1 protein-coding gene is annotated in these 214 nt (G+C 43.5%); it reads left to right on the top strand.

Annotated features, from left to right (window positions below; genetic code table 11):
- Positions 1-214 (top strand): hypothetical protein (locus EOC06_RS40715; protein ID WP_206631528.1); only part of this gene is annotated, 214 nt, incomplete at both ends.

Below are 214 nucleotides of genomic sequence, written 5' to 3'. Positions count from 1 at the left end.
TGACAGAGCATAAGACGGTCGTCGAACGAGACAGCCGCCTGTTCCAGGCAGTCGCCTTTCATTATGCCGAAATTCATGATGAAAATGACAATATCTTCAGCTCTCAAAAACTTTCCGCTAATCATTTGTATGTCATCAATTCAAAATTCGACCAAACCCCTCTCGGCTTTACAGCACCGCGGACAGAGGCAGAAAAACAATGGAAAAATACTTT

Source organism: Mesorhizobium sp. M7A.F.Ca.MR.362.00.0.0, assembly GCF_004023175.1.
Lineage (GTDB): Bacteria > Pseudomonadota > Alphaproteobacteria > Rhizobiales > Rhizobiaceae > Mesorhizobium.
This window is presented reverse-complemented; position numbering and strand designations above follow the sequence as displayed.